At 50.5% G+C, this 15,519-nt stretch carries 15 protein-coding genes; 10 read left to right on the top strand and 5 right to left on the bottom strand.

Translation table 11 applies throughout. The features are described from left to right. Window positions 1-1,843 precede the first annotated feature (1,843 nt). The gene (gene ettA / locus CDA54_RS05580; RefSeq protein WP_099034013.1) at window positions 1,844-3,511 is read right to left on the bottom strand and encodes an energy-dependent translational throttle protein EttA; all 1,668 of its coding nucleotides are present in this window, start codon (window positions 3,509-3,511) and stop codon (window positions 1,844-1,846) included. A 196-nt stretch (window positions 3,512-3,707) separates the two neighbouring features. Here ettA and glyA point away from each other — a divergent pair, with 196 nt between their 5' ends. Further along, on the top strand, window positions 3,708-4,964 hold the full coding sequence (gene glyA / locus CDA54_RS05575) for a serine hydroxymethyltransferase (RefSeq protein WP_099034012.1): 1,257 nt from the start codon (window positions 3,708-3,710) through the stop codon (window positions 4,962-4,964). Window positions 4,965-5,072: 108 nt separating this feature from the next. Beyond that, window positions 5,073-6,272 (top strand): hypothetical protein, encoded by a 1,200-nt coding sequence (locus CDA54_RS05570; protein WP_143452262.1) that lies wholly within the window; start codon window positions 5,073-5,075, stop codon window positions 6,270-6,272. On the opposite strand, the gene CDA54_RS05565 is transcribed toward CDA54_RS05570, so the two are convergent. Next, complete coding sequence (locus CDA54_RS05565) at window positions 6,269-6,532, bottom strand: hypothetical protein (protein WP_180237117.1); 264 nt, start codon at window positions 6,530-6,532, stop codon at window positions 6,269-6,271. The two genes, CDA54_RS05570 and CDA54_RS05565, sit on opposite strands and share 4 nt — an antisense overlap. 168 nt (window positions 6,533-6,700) lie before the next feature. On the opposite strand from CDA54_RS05565, the gene nrdR reads away from it, so the two are divergent. The 8 genes from nrdR (at window position 6,701) to CDA54_RS05525 (ending at window position 13,391) form a co-directional block, all read left to right on the top strand. Continuing rightward, a complete protein-coding gene (gene nrdR / locus CDA54_RS05560) occupies window positions 6,701-7,201 on the top strand; it encodes a transcriptional regulator NrdR (RefSeq protein ID WP_099034009.1) in 501 nt (166 codons plus the stop codon). Next, window positions 7,194-8,327 carry a bifunctional diaminohydroxyphosphoribosylaminopyrimidine deaminase/5-amino-6-(5-phosphoribosylamino)uracil reductase RibD gene (gene ribD / locus CDA54_RS05555; RefSeq protein WP_099034008.1) on the top strand — a complete coding sequence of 378 codons (1,134 nt, stop codon included), beginning with the start codon at window positions 7,194-7,196 and terminating at the stop codon, window positions 8,325-8,327. The genes nrdR and ribD overlap by 8 nt, the downstream gene beginning before the upstream one ends. A 3-nt stretch (window positions 8,328-8,330) precedes the next feature. Next, entirely contained in the window at window positions 8,331-8,987 is a 657-nt protein-coding gene (locus tag CDA54_RS05550) for a riboflavin synthase (protein WP_099034007.1), read from the top strand. Window positions 8,988-9,065: 78 nt separating this feature from the next. After that, window positions 9,066-10,172, top strand: coding sequence for a bifunctional 3,4-dihydroxy-2-butanone-4-phosphate synthase/GTP cyclohydrolase II (ribBA, locus tag CDA54_RS05545; protein ID WP_099034096.1), 1,107 nt, complete (start codon window positions 9,066-9,068; stop codon window positions 10,170-10,172). 688 nt (window positions 10,173-10,860) lie between these two features. Next, window positions 10,861-11,334: a 6,7-dimethyl-8-ribityllumazine synthase gene (ribH, locus tag CDA54_RS05540; RefSeq protein ID WP_099034006.1), complete on the top strand. Its 474-nt coding sequence runs from the start codon at window positions 10,861-10,863 to the stop codon at window positions 11,332-11,334. 3 nt (window positions 11,335-11,337) lie between these two features. Then, entirely contained in the window at window positions 11,338-11,760 is a 423-nt protein-coding gene (nusB, locus tag CDA54_RS05535; protein ID WP_099034005.1) for a transcription antitermination factor NusB, read from the top strand. Window positions 11,761-11,908: 148 nt separating this feature from the next. Further along, the gene (gene thiL, locus CDA54_RS05530; protein WP_099034004.1) at window positions 11,909-12,874 is read left to right on the top strand and encodes a thiamine-phosphate kinase; all 966 of its coding nucleotides are present in this window, start codon (window positions 11,909-11,911) and stop codon (window positions 12,872-12,874) included. Window positions 12,875-12,890: 16 nt separating this feature from the next. Then, entirely contained in the window at window positions 12,891-13,391 is a 501-nt protein-coding gene (locus CDA54_RS05525; protein WP_099034095.1) for a phosphatidylglycerophosphatase A family protein, read from the top strand. Here the strand turns inward: CDA54_RS05525 and CDA54_RS05520 are convergent. The 3 genes from CDA54_RS05520 to CDA54_RS05510 are packed head-to-tail and all read right to left on the bottom strand — an operon-like array spanning window position 13,360 to window position 15,361. Continuing rightward, entirely contained in the window at window positions 13,360-14,256 is an 897-nt protein-coding gene (locus tag CDA54_RS05520; protein WP_099034003.1) for a ketopantoate reductase family protein, read from the bottom strand. The two genes, CDA54_RS05525 and CDA54_RS05520, sit on opposite strands and share 32 nt — an antisense overlap. After that, on the bottom strand, window positions 14,253-14,624 hold the full coding sequence (locus CDA54_RS05515; RefSeq protein WP_099034002.1) for a VanZ family protein: 372 nt from the start codon (window positions 14,622-14,624) through the stop codon (window positions 14,253-14,255). Before CDA54_RS05515 ends, CDA54_RS05520 begins: the two co-directional genes overlap by 4 nt. Further along, window positions 14,618-15,361: a TIGR01621 family pseudouridine synthase gene (locus tag CDA54_RS05510; RefSeq protein ID WP_229748071.1), complete on the bottom strand. Its 744-nt coding sequence runs from the start codon at window positions 15,359-15,361 to the stop codon at window positions 14,618-14,620. Before CDA54_RS05510 ends, CDA54_RS05515 begins: the two co-directional genes overlap by 7 nt. Window positions 15,362-15,519 lie beyond the last annotated feature (158 nt).

The following is a 15,519-nucleotide window of genomic DNA, read 5'->3' as shown; positions in this document are numbered from 1 at the left end:
GGCTGCTGGATGCCCAGCATCCATTGAATTAGCAATGCGCTGTTCAATAACACCGTGCTGTCAAAGGTGCTGGACATGCCCGATAACAGCACTCGGGCATGACTGAATGTCTTTCCCGCATGTTGTTGGCGGGAATCCAGTGTCTTTGCGACTAACATGTACTAAAGGACAGAAACTCCTTCATCACGTATATACAGAAATATAGAAGGTCTTTATATCTCAGCGCCCCTGCGTCTCTGCGAGATCATTAAAAATTCATAAAGATCTCGCAGAGGCGCAGAGAACGCTGAGTTGTAGGGGCGAATTTATTCGCCAGCAGTCGTAGCCCGTATAAAGCGAAGCGGAATACGGGGCATATTGATCCCGCAATCCGCTCCTTGCAGGCTACCCCGTCATCCTGATGAAAATCAGGATCTCGCAAAGCCAGCCGTGCAGAAAGGGATAACTATTCAGCTGTATGATAAAGGTACCGGATCAAGCCCGGCAACCTTTGAATAAACAGCGTGCTAACCAATCACATCGAGTGGTCAAAGGCTGCTGGATAAACCCGGCACGACGGGGGAAGTAAAGGGGCTAAACCTTTCATACCTCTGTGTTCTCTGCCTGCCCAGCCCCTTTGCTTAACTGTTTCTGGAAGGTAATACTGTTGAACTAAAAGCAAAGGTGCGGGGTGTCTCTGTGGTTAATTAGGCCTTTCTAAAAGGGCGCTGGATGCCCAGCATCCATTGAATTAGCAATGCGCTGTTCAATAACACCGTGCTGTCAAAGGTGCTGGACATGCCCGATAACAGCACTCGGGCATGACTGAATGTCTTTCCCGCATGTTGTTGGCGGGAATCCAGTGTCTTTGCGACTAACATGTACTAAAGGACAGAAACTCCTTCATCACGTATATACAGAAATATAGAAGGTCTTTATATCTCAGCGCCCCTGCGTCTCTGCGAGATCATTAAAAATTCATAAAGATCTCGCAGAGGCGCAGAGAACGCTGAGTTGTAGGGGCGAATTTATTCGCCAGCAGTCGTAGCCCGTATAAAGCGAAGCGGAATACGGGGCATATTGATCCCGCAATCCGCTCCTTGCAGGCTACCCCGTCATCCTGATGAAAATCAGGATCTCGCAAAGCCAGCCGTGCAGAAAGGGATAACTATTCAGCTGTATGATAAAGGTACCGGATCAAGCCCGGCAACCTTTGAATAAACAGCGTGCTAACCAATCACATCGAGTGGTCAAAGGCTGCTGGATAAACCCGGCACGACGGGGGAAGTAAAGGGGCTAAACCTTTCATACCTCTGTGTTCTCTGCCTGCCCAGCCCCTTTGCTTAACTGTTTCTGGAAGGTAATACTGTTGAACTAAAAGCAAAGGTGCGGGGTGTCTCTGTGGTTAATTAGGCCTTTCTAAAAGGGCGCTGGATGCCCAGCATCCATTGAATTAGCAATGCGCTGTTCAATAACACCGTGCTGTCAAAGGTGCTGGACATGCCCGATAACAGCACTCGGGCATGACTGAATGTCTTTCCCGCATGTTGTTGGCGGGAATCCAGCGACTTTTTCACCCCACAGAAAAAGACCTTTCACCGCGGAGTCGCGGAGGGCGCAGAGGATGAAAGGCATTCTTCTTTCTCCGCGAACTCTGCGACTCTGCGGTAAATCTCGGCATCCATGCCCTGAGTTTGTCGAGCCTTATTTGCTGATTTTTTTGTACTTAAGTCTATGCGGCTCGGACCTTTGATCAACCGCTGCGCATCCTGCTCCGCGGTTTAAACCACAAAATCAGGCGGAGCCTGAATTTGTTTACTTTCCTGCGGAAAGGGGAGGCATCCTGCCTCCGGTCGTTGAACCTTTATTTCGCTATTTTTTTATACTTAAGACGGTGGGGTTCAACGACGTCCTTACCAAAGTTTTCTTTGAGCCAGGTTTCGTAGTCGTTGTAGTTGCCTTCGTAGAAGTTGACCTTGCCTTCATCCCGGTAATCGAGAATATGGGTGGCCACCCGGTCGAGGAACCAGCGATCGTGCGAGATCACCATGGCACAGCCGGGGAATTCCAGCAGTGCTTCTTCCAGGGCCCGCAGGGTTTCCACATCCAGATCATTGGTGGGTTCATCAAGTAACAATACATTGCCACCGGCTTTAAGCAGCTCGGCAAGATGCACCCGGTTGCGCTCACCACCAGAGAGATCTTTGATGTATTTTTGCTGATCATTGCCTTTGAAGTTAAAGCGACTGACGTAGGCGCGGCTGTTTACTTCAAAGTTGCCGATACGGAGTATATCCTGGCCGTCTGAGATCTGCTGCCATACCGTTTTGTCGCCATCGAGGTGATCGCGGAACTGATCCACGCTGGCCAGCTTGACCGTTTCACCAAGACTGATGGTGCCACTGTCGGGCTGTTCTTCACCGCTGAGCATCCTGAACAGGGTAGATTTACCGGCACCGTTGGGGCCGATAATGCCGACAATCGCCCCTTTGGGCACGTTAAAGCTGAGATCATCGATCAATTGCCTGTCACCGTAAGACTTATTCAGGTGCTCTACATCAATGACCTTGTCTCCGAGACGCTCTCCGGGCGGAATAAACAGCTCATTGGTTTCGTTGCGCTTCTGATAGTCGGTATTGGACAACTCTTCAAAGCGTGAGAGGCGGGATTTGCTCTTAGCCTGGCGACCTTTGGGGTTGGTGCGTACCCACTCAAGTTCCTGTTTAATAGAGCGTTGACGAGCCTGTTCGCTACGTTCTTCCTGTTGCAGGCGCTGATCTTTTTGCTCCAGCCAGGATGAGTAATTGCCTTCCCACGGAATCCCCTGGCCACGGTCGAGTTCGAGGATCCAGCCCGCGACATTATCGAGGAAGTAACGGTCATGGGTAATTGCCACGACAGTGCCTTCATAATCATGCAGAAATCGCTCAAGCCAGGCCACAGATTCCGCATCCAGGTGGTTTGTCGGTTCATCGAGCAGCAACATGTCAGGTTTTTCCAGCAATAACCTGCACAGTGCTACACGGCGGCGTTCACCCCCGGAAAGCTTGCTGACTTCGGCATCCCAGGGGGGCAGACGCAGCGCATCGGCAGCGCGCTCCAGAGCATAATCCAGATTGTGGCCGTCTTTGGCCTGAATCACCGCTTCCAGTTCACCCTGCTCTTTGGCCAGCGCATCGAAGTCGGCATTTTCTTCGGCGTAAGCCGCATAGACTTCGTCCAGACGTTTGAGTGCATGCACCACATCGGCAAAGGCTTCTTCCACATTGCCACGGACATCTTTGCTCTCATCAAGTTTCGGCTCCTGAGGCAGGTAGCCGATATTAATGCCTGGCTGGGGTCTGGCCTCACCTTCAATTTCTGTGTCCAGTCCGGCCATTATTCGCAGCAAAGTTGATTTACCTGCGCCATTTAAGCCCAGTACGCCGATCTTGGCGCCAGGGAAAAAGCTCAGGGAAATATCTTTAAGGATCTGACGTTTGGGCGGAACAATCTTACCCACTCTGTGCATGGTATAGACGTATTGCGACATAGATTCTCTTATATCTGTTTAGGAGGTGTTATGGCTGGCTATTCTAAACCAGTTAGCATCAGGGTTAAAAGCTAAGTCTGTCTGCAATTAAGCGATCCTATTACCGACAGAGACTGTACTTTAACGGGAAAACGGCTAGAATGTGGCCTCTTTTTTCCCAGTACATTAGTAGCCGCACAACACCCGAGGAGAGACGATGCTTTCACGTGATATGAATATTGCCGATTTTGATCCTGAATTATGGCAAGCCATTGATAAAGAGACGAAACGTCAGGAAGAGCATATTGAGCTGATCGCATCAGAGAACTATTGCAGCCCCAGAGTACTGGAAGCGCAGGGTTCCCAGCTGACCAACAAATACGCAGAAGGTTACCCCCACAAACGCTATTATGGTGGTTGTGAGTATGTGGATGTTGCCGAAGATCTGGCCATTGAACGGGCCAAACAATTGTTCGGTGCCGATTACGCTAATGTGCAGCCACACTCAGGCTCTCAGGCCAACTCTGCGGTATTTATGGCGCTGCTCAATGCAAATGATACGGTGCTTGGGATGAGTCTGGCTCATGGTGGCCACCTGACCCACGGCGCTAAAGTGAGCTTTTCCGGCAAGACCTATAACGCGGTACAATACGGCTTAAATGAAGAAACCGGGGAAGTGGATTATGCTCAGGTCGAAGCCTTGGCCCTTGAGCACAAACCTAAGATGATTATCGCCGGTTTCTCAGCCTATTCCGGAATAATGGACTGGTCAAAATTCCGTGCTATCGCCGATAAGGTTGGTGCGTATTTGTTAGTGGACATGGCACACGTTGCCGGTCTGATTGCTGCTGGCATTTATCCGAATCCGCTGCCCCACGCCCATGTTGTGACCACCACTACCCATAAAACCCTTGCAGGGCCTCGTGGCGGTCTGATTCTGTCATCCTGTGGTGACGAAGATATCTACAAAAAACTGAACAGCTCAGTATTCCCCGGTAACCAGGGTGGCCCGCTGTGCCATGTGATTGCCGCCAAAGCTGTGGCTTTCAAAGAAGCCCTGGAGCCAGAGTTTAAGACTTATCAGCAGCAGGTAGTTAAAAATGCCAAAGCGATGGTTTCGGTGATGCAGGAGCGGGGTTACAAGATTGTATCCGGTGGCACTGAGAATCACTTGTTTCTGCTCGATCTGATCGACAAAGATATCACCGGTAAAGACGCTGACGCGGCGTTGGGGCGTTCGAATATCACTGTGAATAAAAACTCGGTGCCTAACGACCCCCGTTCACCTTTTGTGACCAGTGGTCTGCGTATCGGTACACCGGCCATTACCCGTCGCGGCTTCAAAGAAGAACAGGCCGCGCAGGTGGCAACCTGGATTTGTGAAGTTCTGGATAACCTTGGAGACGAATCAGTAGAAAAGCGTGTTCGCAGCGAAGTCCTGGCCTTATGTGAAACCTTTCCGGTATATGCCTGATACGGTCACCGACCTTAGGTTTTGAAAAAACGCAGCTCAGGCTGCGTTTTTGCTTTTTGGGCTACACTAACGTTATCGATTCTGATTTTTCGCCATGGAGGTATGATTGTGGAAAGGATTCTGTCTAAGCTTCTGTTTTTTATTGCTTCTCTGTTTTCTATTCCCTCGTCTTATGCTCAACCTGAGTCACTGGTACTGGCCACCCATAGCAGGGTGTCGGGGGAATATATTCATCGCACCGAGCAGGAATTACAGGCCACCAAAGTGGTGCTGTGCGTACTTGCAAATCTTGGCGTGAAAAGTGAAATCCTGATGCTGCCCTGGGCCAGGGCGAAAAGAGAACTGGAACGGGGCAATATTGACGGTGTCTTTTTTACCTCACCTTCGGAAGTAACCCAATCTTTGCGCTCACAACCCGTGACGCTGGAGCATTGGTATCGTTATCAGAAGAAAAATCCGGGGCAGGCAGCTTACGACAGACTCGGAGTGGTCAGAGGCAGTGATATCGAGCATTGGCTGATAGAGCAAGGGCAGGAGCCTTATATGCAGGCACCGGATTTACATCAGTTGCTGGCTCAGTTTGCCGGCGACAGATTCGATTATTTTGTTGCCGATCGCAACAGAGTGAGTTTGTTACTGGCTGGCAGCGATGTCGATATAGCGCACAGTTTTGTTCGCTTTGCCGCCAAGACCGTCAGTTTCTCTCTGGAAGTGGCCAGGTTACATCCTGATTTCATGACGCAATTTAATCGTCAAATCAGCCATTGTAATCCCCGGGTAACCCGGTTATCTGAGTCTCAACAGAACACTGCTGTAAATTTTGTTGCCAACGATGTGATCGCTGCTCTGCCTGAGCAGTTCCTGCCTCGGGCAGCGAAATATCTGTCAGAACACCGGCCCATGAGCGAAGCGGCCATCGTGCAGACAGAAACACTATGGGCGCAGGAACTGGCCTCACAGGAGTACCACCTGATTGGCGATATTCTTGGTAATCCATTAAGCCAGGTATTAACGGCCATGGAGGCACAAGCCGATGTTATCCGGGAAATTATGTTAACCACAGAAAATGGTGAATTGCTGGCGATGTCACGCCCCACCAGCGATTACTGGCAAGGCGATGAAAGCAAAATAACCGGACTGTCAGGCCGACACTTTCGGGTCAGCGCGTTGAAGTTTGATGATTCAGTTTCGGAGTTTCTTGCCCATGTCAGTTACCGGCTGCCAACACAGCAGGGAAGCGGCGTGCTGATCGTTGGGCTACAGATCGAGAAACTGCTGCTTAATACGCCAAAGATAAACACACCTTAGACTTTAAAGCGCCCGACATTGGTGTTCAGGCCTTTTGCCATAGTAGCAATATCCTCAGCTACCTTGTTGGTGTCGCCGACAATCTCTACACTTTGCTGGGACAGGCCATTCAGCCGGGTGATATTGCGATTTATTTCATCTACTACGCTGCTTTGCTCTCCGGTGGCTGTGGCAATCTGATAGATCATATCATTGGTCTGACCGACGGCTTCATCCACATCCGTCAACGCACTCTGGATACGTTTGGAACGGTCAACCACATTATCCACCTGAGAAGTGCCGGACTCAATTGATCAGGACGAGATACCGGACACCCTCATCGCTTAGCTTTGTGACTGTTCGGCCTGTCATTTTTTTGCTAAATTACCCCTTCTTTTTCGGCTTTCAACTACAAACCACTCTTTTTATGCTCCTGACCCGGAGGAATTATGTTTTGTCCCTTTTGCTCTGAACAGGAAACCAAAGTCATCGATTCGCGGCTGGTGGCCGACGGACATCAGATACGTCGCCGTCGTGAATGTCTTAAATGCCACGAGCGCTTTACCACCTTTGAAGCGGCGGAGCTGGTGATGCCCAAAGTGGTAAAGCGCGATGGTTCCCGCGAGCCTTTTAATGAAGAAAAACTCCGGGCCGGTTTGCAGCGGGCGCTGGAGAAGCGCCCTATCAGTACCGAACAGGTGGAGAAAAGCATTAACCGGATCAAATCTGAGCTTCGTGCTACCGGTGAGCGGGAGCTGGGAAGTCAGTTTATCGGTAATGTGATAATGAATGCGCTAAAAGAGCTGGATAAAGTAGCTTATGTGCGTTTTGCCTCCGTTTACCGCTCTTTTGAAGACATTAGGGAATTCGGTGAGGAGATTGCCCGGTTAGGCGATCTCAATGGTCACAATGATAAAAAAGGTCCGGAAGGGTCTGACAACCATGGCTGAATTTTCCCGCCAGGATCATCAGATGATGGCTCTGGCTCTGAAGCTGGCCGGTCAGGGGCGCTACACCGTTTCACCTAATCCGATGGTGGGGTGTGTGATTGTCGATCATCAGGGGAATATTGTCGGTAGGGGGGCACATCAACGAGCCGGTGAGCCCCATGCTGAAGTCTATGCTCTGCGCGAAGCCGCTGATAAAGCCAGAGGCGCTATAGCCTATGTGACTCTGGAGCCCTGCAGTCACTATGGGCGAACTCCACCTTGCGCACAGGCATTAATTGACGCAGGTGTGAGCAAGGTAGTGGCCGCCGTTCCGGATCCGAATCCTCAGGTGGCGGGCCAGGGGCTGGCGATGTTACAAAAGGCCGGTATCAATACCGCAGTTGGGCTAATGCGAGAGCAGGCAAAAGCTCTGAACCGTGGTTTTTTCTGCCGTACTCAGCATGGCCGGCCTTTTGTCACATTGAAACTGGCCGCCAGTCTGGATGGAAAAACAGCCATGGCCAATGGCCACAGCCAATGGATCACCGGTGAAGCGGCCCGGCTGGATGTGCAGCGCCACCGGGCAAAAAGCTGTGCGCTGCTGACCGGTTCCGGCACAGTGCTGATAGACGACCCCAGTCTGAATATGCGCCTGAGCGCTGCAGAACTTGGTATTGAAGGCGTTCCCCGTCAGCCCTTAAGGATTATCGTTGACAGTAAAAATCAGTTAACACCCGGGCACCGGCTGTTTTCTCTCGAAGGCGATATTTTACTTGCCAATAAGCGCCCCAGTCCCCATATGTATCCCCGCAATGTCTATCAGTGGCAATGCCAGGATAAAAAGCCAAGAGTATCTCTGCCTGCACTGATGGTGCATCTGGCACAGCGTGGTATTAATAATCTCTGGGTCGAGGCTGGCGCGGCGCTGGCCGGGGCAATGCTGGAACATAAGCTGGTAGATGAACTGGTACTCTACCAGGCACCCAAACTGATGGGGGATAAAGCCAAAGGAATGGCCCTGATGCCCAGCCTGAGTCATATGGATCAGGCCACAAATCTGAATTTGCTGGATGTCAGGATGTTGGGCGATGATATTAAACTTACAGCCAGGGTCTGTTATCAGAACCTGACAACGCAACAGAGGTAAGCCGTGTTTACAGGCATAATTGAAGCGACCGGTAAAATCCAGGCCATCACCCCAGTGGGGGGGGACGTACGTCTGACGTTAAGTACAGGCAAACTGGATATGACCGATGTCGCATTAGGCGACAGTATTGCCACCAACGGTGTATGTCTTACCGTGGTAGAATTTTCACAAAATCAGTTTGTGGCAGATCTGTCCACTGAAACACTGCGCCGTTCTGGTTTCGCAGAGGCTAAAGTGGGTCAGGTGGTTAATCTGGAGAAGGCGATGCTTGCCTCGACCCGATTCGGTGGCCACATTGTCAGTGGGCATGTAGATGGCCTTGGCGAGGTGCTGTCAATTGGCGAAAAGGGCCGGGCCTGGGAGATTTGGGTCAAAGCACCCGATGCCCTGGCCAAATATATAGCACAGAAGGGCTCTATCACTGTGGATGGAGTCAGCCTGACCATCAATCAGGTGGATGGCGCCAAATTTATGCTCACCCTGGTGCCACATACTATGCAGGAAACCAATATTGGCACGTATCGCCAGGGCAGCAAAGTGAATCTGGAAGTGGATGTGATTGCCCGCTACCTCGAACGATTGATGCTCGGTGATAAGGCCGCTGATTCAGGTAAAGAGATCGATATGGCCTTTCTGGCTCAGCACGGATATCTGAAATAGTCCTAAAAACAATAATAATGACAGTTACACTGTCCATCAGGGGCAGATAACAACACCCTATAATTTTGAGTGAAATTTATGCCGATAAACAGTACACAGGAGATCATCGAAGACATTCGCCAGGGAAAAATGGTGATTTTGATGGACGATGAAGACAGGGAAAACGAAGGCGATCTTATTATGGCGGCGGAGTATGTTACCCCCGAAGCCATCAACTTCATGGTCACCCATGCCCGTGGTCTGGTGTGTTTGCCAATGACACAAGAGCGCTGTCATCGTCTTAATCTGCCACTAATGGTGGACAACAACAGAGCGCAATTTTCGACCAATTTCACTCTGTCTATTGAGGCGGCACAAGGCGTGACAACCGGGATTTCTGCGGCAGACCGGGCGACGACCATTAAGGCGGCAGTCGCCAGCAATGCAAAAGCGACAGATATTGTCCAGCCCGGGCATATTTTTCCTCTCATTGCGAAGCAGGGCGGGGTGTTAAATCGGGCGGGGCACACTGAGGCCGGGGTCGATTTAGCCAGGCTGGCAGGTGCCGAACCAGCTGCAGTGATTGTCGAGATCCTTAACGAAGATGGCACCATGGCCCGTCGACCGGAGCTGGAGCTGTTTGCCGAACGCCATAACATAAAGATCGGTACCATCGCTGATTTGATTGAATACCGTAACCTCCATGAAACCACTATCGAAAAAGTTGCCGAATGCAGGTTACCCACAGAGTTTGGTGAATTTGACCTGGTTACCTTCAGGGATGAAATTGATGACGAAGTGCATTTTGCCTTGCGTAAAGGTGAGGTGAAACCGAACAAACCCACCTTAGTCAGGGTGCATCTGCATGATACCTTCGGTGATCTGCTGACTTCACAGCGCGCTTTAGATCGCAGTATGGGGTTGCATCAGGCCATGCAGCGTATTGCTGAAGAAGGCGGGGTATTGTTGATCCTTGGTAAACGGGAATCAAACGAGGATCTGATCACCAAAGTCAAACAGTTTGAGGCGGAAGACAAGGGCGACCAGACTCCTGCACAAGGTTGGCAGGGAACCTCAAGAACGGTAGGGGTGGGATGTCAGATTCTCTCTTCACTTGGGGTCAGTAAAATGCGCCTGCTCAGCAAACCGAAGAAATACCACGCCCTGTCCGGCTTCGGTCTGGAAGTGGTGGAGTATGTTAGCTAAATAAGTGCGATTGTTAACCACGGACAACACAAAAAAGCAGTTCACCACAGAGGCACGGAGGGCACAGAGGTGTATAGCGGGCAAAACTTTTTCTACCTCTGTGTTCTCCGTGCCTCTGTGGTTAATTTAGCCTTTCGCAAAGGTCACTGGACTTGTCCAGCATCTTTGATGACTCAATGCTAAGGTGGTGCGTTTGGATGTTCAAAGGCTGCTGGATGCCCAGCAACCATTGAATTAGCAATGTGCCAATCAATAACACTGTGTTATCAAAGGTGCTGGACAGGCCCGACAACGGCACTCGGGAATGACAAACTGTCGTTCCCGTATCTAGTTCTGTAGCCTGTATAAAGCGCAGCGGAATACGGGTTTGTAACCAAGAAATTCACCAAAAAGGATATTAACCACATCCCTGTCATGCCGGGCTTGCCCCGGTATCTTTATCAGGTGCTTGAGGGAAGTCTTGCGGCACGGCTGACTTTGCGGGATCCCATATCGGGTACGGGATGACGGGGCATGGTTCAGCGGGTTAATGCTTGATCCCGGATTCCGCGACGCTACATCCGGGCTACTCCACCGTTTGGTGAGAGGGGATTTATCAACTGGCACAGGGAAGAATCTGACTGATATTATTATGGCGTTTTTGGTGGCTGTGCTATCATACGCGCCGTTTTTGTAGCAGGAATTTAGCATGAAGGTTATCGAAGGTAACATGCGCGCCACGGGCAAAACGTTTGCGCTGGTGGTGTCGAGGTTTAACAGCTTTGTGGTTGAGAGCCTGGTGGACGGCGCGCTGGATGTACTTGAGCGGGTTGGCGAAGTCAACGAGCAGGATATTACTCTGGTAAGGGTGCCTGGCGCTTACGAACTGCCGGTGGTGGCAAAAAAACTGGCCGAACAGGGCTCCTTCGATGCCATTATTGCACTTGGTGCAGTCATCCGAGGTGGAACCCCTCACTTCGAATTCGTTGCCGGAGAATGTAATAAGGGGCTGGCTCAGGTCTCCCTGGAATTTGGTTTGCCGCTGGCATTTGGTGTGATAACAACCGATAGCATTGAACAGGCCATTGAGCGCTCAGGTACTAAAGCCGGTAACAAGGGTGCAGAGGCGGCAATGAGTGCGCTGGAAATGGTCAATGTGCTTGATCAGATAAAGGGAGCTTAATCTGTGAAGCCATCCGCTCGTCATAAGGCCAGAGAGCTGGCCGTACAGGGAATATATTCCTGGCAGATGACAAAAAACCCGGCCCAGCAGATAGAACTGCACCTGGCCACAACTTCCGATATGACCAAGGTCGATATGGCCTATTTTCAGGAGCTACTGCGTGCCGTGGTCAATGATTACGATACTCTGGACAGCCGCATTCGCCCTTACCTGGGGCGCCTTCCTGAGGAACTGGACCCGGTAGAAAAAGCGGTGCTGAGACTGGCGACCTATGAACTGTTAGAGCGCCCCGATGTGCCGGCTAAAGTTGTGGTCAATGAAGCTATTGAACTTGCCAAGTCCTTCGGTGCCGAAGAAAGCCATAAATTCGTTAACGGTGTGCTGGACAAAGCCATTCGCACATTGCGCAAACACGAAAAAATCTAGTGCCCGTTGATAAACGGTCTTTTGGCTCGCGCTCTGTGGCGGCAGTGCTCAGGTATGATTTACACACTGCGCCCTCCTGCCTCGACCGCTCGCCAGAATCCTCGTTTCTGAACAGGGCATTTTTAGTTTCCGGACAGATACTGAAATTGTGAAAGAATTTGATCTAATTGATTCCTTTTTTAAGGAAAAGGGCCATCAGCGTCGTGATGTACAAATCGGTATCGGTGATGATGCCGCCGTGCTGTCTGTACCTGCGGGCCAGTCTCTGGTGGTTACTACCGATACGCTGATTGATGGTGTTCATTTTCCTACCAATACACCAGGCCGCGCAATAGCCAATAAAGCCGTCGCTGTGAACTTAAGCGACTTAGCGGCAATGGGCGCGGAGCCAGCCTGGTTGAGTTTGTCACTGTCATTGCCTGAAGTGGATGAAAACTGGTTAAACGGTTTTTCCTTAGGTCTGCAGGAACTGACGGATTACTATTCGGTTCAGCTTATCGGTGGTGACATGGTCAAAGGCCCCCTGAGTATTACAATTACAGCTCAGGGATTTGTGCCTGAAAACCAGGCCCTCACCAGAAGTGGTGCGAAACCGGGAGACTGGATTTACGTGACCGGCACACTCGGTGACGCCGGGTTAGCGCTGGATATGATGCAGGGGCGCATGGATGTGGCTGCCAGACACAAGAATTATCTGAGTAACCGGCTGAATTGTCCGACACCAAGAGTACTTGCCGGAACAATGCTGCGTCGGATCGCCACATCCTGTATCGATATTTCTGACGGCCTGGTTCAGGATCTGCAGCATATCCTCAAAGCCTCCAATGTTGGTGCTATCCTGCAGGTAGATAAACTGCCTTTTTCACCCGCGATGCAGGATGCGGTAGTCAATGAACAGGCAATTCGTTATGCCCTGACGTCAGGGGATGATTATGAGTTGCTGTTTACTGTGCCTGAAGAGCAAAAAAGTCATTTACAGCATGCCTTGTCAACCACCAGTGAACCCATAACCTGTATTGGCCAGATTACCGGCGGGCAGGAAAAGCTGGAATTACGTCGTGACAAGGAAAAGGTCAGTTATGACATGCTGGGTTTCCAGCATTTCAGTGACTGACCCGGCTGGTTGGCGTATGAACCAGGATCCGTTACAGAATCTGCGACTTAGTCATCCGGCACATTTTCTGGCTTTAGGTTTTGGTTCAGGGTTGTCGCCGGTTGCTCCGGGCACCATGGGAACTCTGGTGACATTACCTCTGGTATGGTTATTAGCTTTCAGCGGGCAGACCGGTTATTTGCTGGTAACCCTGCTGGCTTGCGTTGCCGGAGTCTGGATCTGTGGCCGCACTGCGCGGGACATGGGGGTTCATGATCATGGTGCAATTGTATGGGATGAAGTAGCCGGTATGCTGCTGACCATGATTGCGGTGCCAGTGAACTGGCTAACCTTATTAGTGGGTTTTTTACTGTTTCGGATGCTGGACATTTTCAAGCCCTGGCCAATCAGTTACCTGGACAAGCATGTTCACGGAGGCGCCGGAATTATGGCTGATGACATTCTGGCCGGTGTCGTGGCCTGTGGTTTACTGCATCTTCTTATCTTCATCGGCTGGTTGCCTGTTCCAGCGCTTTAACGCGTTGCCAGAGGCTGTAATGGGCGGTCATATCAAGGCCCGCTTGTTGGCCCTGGCGGACTAAATAGCCGTTAATGTAGTCAATTTCTGTGGCCCTGTTGTGGGCAATATCCTGATGCATCGAAGAATAATTATCAGCGGTATTGCTGATAACATGGTTAAGCTCATCCAGACTATTGTTCCAGCCGGCAATGCCTTTGTGCTTCATCAGGGTTTTGGTTTCTTCACACAGCTGAGTAATTTCTTGCTGATACTCTGGCCGTAGCAGTGCGCCGTTGTTAATGTTGTAAAGCGCAGTCAGAGGGTTAATAACCGCGTTGATGGCCAGTTTTTGCCATTGCAGCGGCAGTAAAACCTGGTGCCAGCAACAGGGGGAGAGCAACGTATTAATGCGCTTTTGTATCAGACTTTTTTTGCTGCCCGACTTTTCTGCCTGAGAAATCCAGCCAAGTTCGGTGGTCCCGACAGCGGTTTCGTAAACCTTTTTGCCTTGCTTATAGACAGCTTTCTTACTGATTCCGGCGATCAGCGCGTTGTCTGGCAATATCTCGCTGACCTGTTCTGTGACACCCATACCATTATTCAGCAGTACCAGTGTTTGCCTGCTCAGATAAGGTTTTAACTGCGTTACTGCCGGCACCACCTGAAACGCTTTTAATGGCATTACCAGTAGTTCATCGCCCTGCAGTTGTGTAGGTAATAATTGGGGCGGCGTGAACTGGCGATACTGATCATTCACAAAGGTTAACTGAACAGGCTGGCAGGTTGGGTTTCTGGTGATGACAGCATAGTCCAGTTGCTTTGTCTCACAGATGCCTGCGAGTAAGCTGCCGATAGCTCCCTGTCCCATCAGTACGATCTTCATGATTTGCGGATACGCCTTAGCCAGGCCAGCAGAACAGGAGACAGAATCAGCAAGGTACCAATGCCAATGCCGGCCAGGTTCGCCTGTAAATCTTCCCAACTGCTATGGCGATAGGGTATCCAGTGCTGAGACAGTTCGCTGAGCATTGCAAACAGCAACACCAGACACAATAGCCAGGCAATACTCAGGTGCAGGCTTAACCGGCCCAGCAAAGTGACAGCGGCGAAAAACGTAATGTGATATTGCTTGTCCAGGCTCATATCCACAAAAACGTAAGCTGGTGGTATCCACAGCATAATACAGAAAAATATCAGAGTGGCCGTTGTTGCATAAAACAGCCAGGGTCTTTTAATCAGTTTCTTCAGCATAATGGCTCAGTATTGCTTCTGCTCCTGTTTCCCTTGCCGATAGATGGCCAGGGCATTTGCCAGGGAGGGGTATATTTTCCAATTGCCTGTGTGCAACCTGGCGTTAAAAAAAGTGCGCCTTGTGACGGTGGAAGGATAAACTCAAACCCTTTACCCGCGCTATTGAATCGCAGTGCAAAGGCGTGCAGATAGGTTCTGTCGGCTTCCTTACCCTTATAAAGCTTGTCACCTGAAATCGGACTGCCAAGACTTTTCAGCATAACCCGAATCTGATGGGTCTTACCGCTGAAAGGTTTAAGCAGTATCAGACGTTTACCTGCTGAGGCACTGCAACTGAAAAACTGGGTGGTGGCCGGATCTTGCCGGGTCTGTGTCAGTATCCATCCACCGCCGCGGGACTTTTTCATATCTCCGCTGACGCTGCCCTGTTTTTTAGCCGGTTTGTGATCGGTAATGGCCAGATAGTATTTCTCAATCTGGCGCAGAGCAAACTGCTGCGACAATTCCCGGGCACTGTCTTTGTGTTTCGCCAATAACAATAAACCTGAAGTGATTTTATCCAGACGGTGTACAGGATAAAGTTTCGATAGGCCGCACTGGTTAGCTAACAGGGTAACAATACTCTGATTTACACCTTCCTGATGCATGCCCAATCCCACAGGCTTATTGACCAGAATCAGATCCTGATCTTCATATACAAGGGGAATACCCTGCCCGGAATATATGTTGGCTGTCAAAAGCGAATCGTTATTCTTCAACGGATTGTTCACTGAATAGCAAGATGCCTCAAATTGTTAGGGAAAATGTGCGCATATACAACAAAAGGAGGTAAGTTTCTGGTATAAACAGCGCTGGTATACCCAAGCAATCTGACAATGCAGATTTCAGTGGCATA

It is taken from the genome of Lacimicrobium alkaliphilum (assembly GCF_002591895.1).
GTDB lineage: Bacteria > Pseudomonadota > Gammaproteobacteria > Enterobacterales > Alteromonadaceae > Lacimicrobium > Lacimicrobium alkaliphilum.
Note: the sequence above shows the minus strand (reverse complement) of the source record. Positions and strands in the feature narration are given on the sequence as shown.

Bases quoted from the DNA above. Each gene is read 5' to 3' on its own strand.
- ettA (WP_099034013.1), bottom strand. From the start codon at position 3,511: ATGTCGCAATACGTCTATACCATGCACAGAGTGGGTAAGATTGTTCCG.
- glyA (WP_099034012.1), top strand. From the start codon at position 3,708: ATGCTTTCACGTGATATGAATATTGCCGATTTTGATCCTGAATTATGG.
- nrdR (WP_099034009.1), top strand. From the start codon at position 6,701: ATGTTTTGTCCCTTTTGCTCTGAACAGGAAACCAAAGTCATCGATTCG.
- ribD (WP_099034008.1), top strand. From the start codon at position 7,194: ATGGCTGAATTTTCCCGCCAGGATCATCAGATGATGGCTCTGGCTCTG.
- ribBA (WP_099034096.1), top strand. From the start codon at position 9,066: ATGCCGATAAACAGTACACAGGAGATCATCGAAGACATTCGCCAGGGA.
- ribH (WP_099034006.1), top strand. From the start codon at position 10,861: ATGAAGGTTATCGAAGGTAACATGCGCGCCACGGGCAAAACGTTTGCG.
- CDA54_RS05525 (WP_099034095.1), top strand. From the start codon at position 12,891: ATGAACCAGGATCCGTTACAGAATCTGCGACTTAGTCATCCGGCACAT.
- CDA54_RS05520 (WP_099034003.1), bottom strand. From the start codon at position 14,256: ATGAAGATCGTACTGATGGGACAGGGAGCTATCGGCAGCTTACTCGCA.
- CDA54_RS05515 (WP_099034002.1), bottom strand. From the start codon at position 14,624: ATGCTGAAGAAACTGATTAAAAGACCCTGGCTGTTTTATGCAACAACG.